This is a genomic window from Yeosuana sp. (assembly GCF_057126245.1).
Genome location: NZ_DBNGMQ010000029.1, coordinates 1 through 3,141, shown reverse-complemented (window position 1 = coordinate 3,141; position 3,141 = coordinate 1). Strand labels below are relative to the sequence as shown.

Below are 3,141 nucleotides of genomic sequence, written 5' to 3'. Positions count from 1 at the left end.
AGTACACACCTATCCCTTGTTTAATTGGTGTGGCATCATAAGGGTCTGGCAAATGACTGGTTTGACATCTTTCAACCATTTTTACATATTCATGATGGTAGAAATACCCTCCATCATCACCAGCGTTCGTAGATGCTTTCTTGCCATACTCTCCCCAAAGGTTTCCTTGTCCAATGTCATGATCATCAGGAATGGTAATACAGGGACGATTTCTAAATACCTCTCTAAACTGCATGCCAAATTTTAACCATGCGGCCGTGTGTTCTGAGTGATCGTAAGATTGATCACCAGCAAAAAACACAATATCAGGGTTTTGGTAGTTAATGTTCTTCACATATTTATCTCTGTCACCTCTGTCTTTATTGCTATTGCAGGAAAGCGCTGCCAATATAATTTCTTCTTTGTCTTTAGGATCTTTTCTAATCAGGCCTTCAAATGACGCTTTTTCTCCATGTAAAATACGATATTGTACATCTTTAGTGCTATCCCAATTTTCTATTCTAAACAAAGCGGACCAACCTAAATCATGGATCTCCTTTTTTTGTATCTCTTCCCATTTGTCATTTTTTTTAATCTCTAAACGAACTTCACGTGTTTCATCTGGATAAAGGGGAAATAGTTGTGCAGATAATTTAAGCGTGTTGTTATGAACTGTATATAATCCAAATGCAACAACATCTTCTCGTTTTACATTGACATCAATTATTTTATTGGGTTTTCTATTCCACCAGTCATTTATTGCAATGGTATCAATTCCGGTAAAGGGTGCAACTACTGGAGGAATTAGAATGGATTTGTCCTTATTGCCGGATTCATTATTACAGCCAAAAAAAATGGAAATAATAATAGCCGTAGTTAATAAGTAATTTGAGTTTTTCATATGTATGATTTTAAAATAGTTTTTAATGAAAATTAAAGTTTCGCTATATGCTCAACTTTACTTTGGCTTTGTGTGTTTTATTTTATAATATATTCATTTTTTTATTCAATCAGTTTTTCTTACAACTGTGTGCTGATATCGCATCCCCTTTATTTGTTTGATAGTAACTTCATAATTGGTTTTGATATAAATTCCTAAAATGAAATCTATAATGGTTAGGTAATATTGAGTGTTTCTTTTAAATTATCAAAGGCTTATATTTTACAATTATTCATAAAATGAACGTTTGGAATACTTTCCTTAACGTTTATTATAATAGTTTTTTCAATTTCGTCAATATTAATTGTCTCTAAAATTCCGTGTTTTTAAAATTGATGGTATTATTTATAGTAGTGGTTGTATATTCACTACCATTAGGAATACTAATATCATTAGGGTTATGTATATATTCACTATCTTCAAGAAACCCGCCATCAATATTATTTAAATTAAATGCCGCTTTGTTGAACTCAAAATAATTTCCAGAAAAAGAAATATTTTTTAACCCTTTCCATTCTATAATTTCTGTCCCACACCATCTCATAGTTGTGGTACATGGACTCCCAATTTTTTTGAGTAACGTTGTGATTGAGGCGGCATAAGGATCATTGATAAAACTGGTATCGAATCCACAATTGATAAATCTATTATTGTTAATTTGAATGTTGTGTGCGGTAAATCCTTCACCCCAATCCACACCGTTATCAATTTTAATGCCACTGCTGCTCAAATTCTGAAACGTATTATTTTCTATTACGCCATAGGTATTCTGTAATAACATGCCATATCTTCTTCCATTACGGAAGGTGTTATTTCTAAAAACAAAAGACTCGCAGGATTTCGTATCTATATAGGCCTTATCACTTGATTGATGATTACTAATATTTTCTATAACCACAGGCTCTGATAGTTTTAATTGAAAATTATTATTACCCAAATTTGAAACCGAGTTCACTCTTACTCTGCCCAACAACTTGCCTTCTCGTGGGTTATAAAAACATATGGTATCGCCTTGACTAACATTAGATTTTACAGTTAGGGTGGTTGCGTTTTGCACGGAGAGAATCTTTCTAGATGTGTATTTCATATTAACGGCATCATCACTATAAGCGTCAAAAAGGCAGCCTTCTACCCAAGGTCCAATATTACCTCCGCTTACATGAATACAGTCGGCATTTGCACTATGCACGCGTCCGGGTTTTGGAATTATTTTACAGTTTATAATATTCCATTCATCATGATTAAACGTATTATAGGTTCCTGCAGGACTTGCATAACTCGTATTGTTTAAGAACGTAATGTTTTTACCATTTACCGACTTGAAGATAGTCTTTCCGTTACTCCTGGCTATTTGTACAAAATAGTCCCCAATATCCATTTGGTCTATATAACTTGCATTGGGTTGATTTACCCGAAAAGTATTCCCTGAGATTTGAGTCCAACCCTTGTATGGAAACAAATTGGTTACCCCTGCCTTAAGTTGTCCCGAGGTTTCCTTTAACATACCCCATTTTTGAGGAGCATTAGTAAAGTAAGCCTCACTTAGTAAGGGAAATCCAGGGTCTATTTGTAGGTCGAACGTAGCGTTTACTGGATTTACAGCAATAACCTTACCTTGGGTAAATGGTAATTTTGCATAGTCTATAAAAAGATTTTGAACGATAACATTTTTACATCGGTTTAAAGATAAAAAGCCTACTCTTGGATTGTGCAGTATCATTTCTGCATTATTACCTTCTATAACCAAATAATTCGCATCACTGATGGATATGGAATGGCTTGGACCAGTTGTTGGAAATAAATCATATACACCAGACTCAAACACCAATTTAACGGGATTCCCTTGACTGGATAGTGATTTAGCAGCATTAATGGCGTTTGTAATACCCAAAATATCATCTATTCCATCATTAATTACAGCGCCATATGAAGACACATTAATGGTTTGCGTGGTGTTCAGTTCCATTAACGGTAATTCTCGCGTTACACGAAAGAAATCAGGCAGTATATAGGCCTGCTGAGCCATTGATGTGTTTAATAGACAAATAAACCCAAGTAAAATAATTACATATTTCATTTTTTTTAAAATGAAGTTCTTTTAAACATAAAGAAAATAATTCAGACTTTTTTAAAAAAATACAAATTCAGAAAATCATATAAAAAAACACATCATTTGTTTTGTAAACTACAATGATACTTACTTCATACTTTTTTATATCAAA

2 protein-coding genes are annotated in these 3,141 nt (G+C 33.4%); both read right to left on the bottom strand.

The features are described from left to right. Positions 1-880 (bottom strand): metallophosphoesterase family protein (locus AC15TD_RS03060; protein ID WP_484450670.1); only part of this gene is annotated, 880 nt, incomplete at its 3' end. A gap of 349 nt (positions 881-1,229) precedes the next feature. Further along, the gene (locus AC15TD_RS03055; RefSeq protein WP_484450669.1) at positions 1,230-2,996 is read right to left on the bottom strand and encodes a right-handed parallel beta-helix repeat-containing protein; all 1,767 of its coding nucleotides are present in this window, start codon (positions 2,994-2,996) and stop codon (positions 1,230-1,232) included. Positions 2,997-3,141: the final 145 nt, after the last annotated feature.

Coding starts and splice junctions, on each gene's coding strand:
- AC15TD_RS03055 (WP_484450669.1), bottom strand. CDS start 2,996: ATGAAATATGTAATTATTTTACTTGGGTTTATTTGTCTATTAAACACA.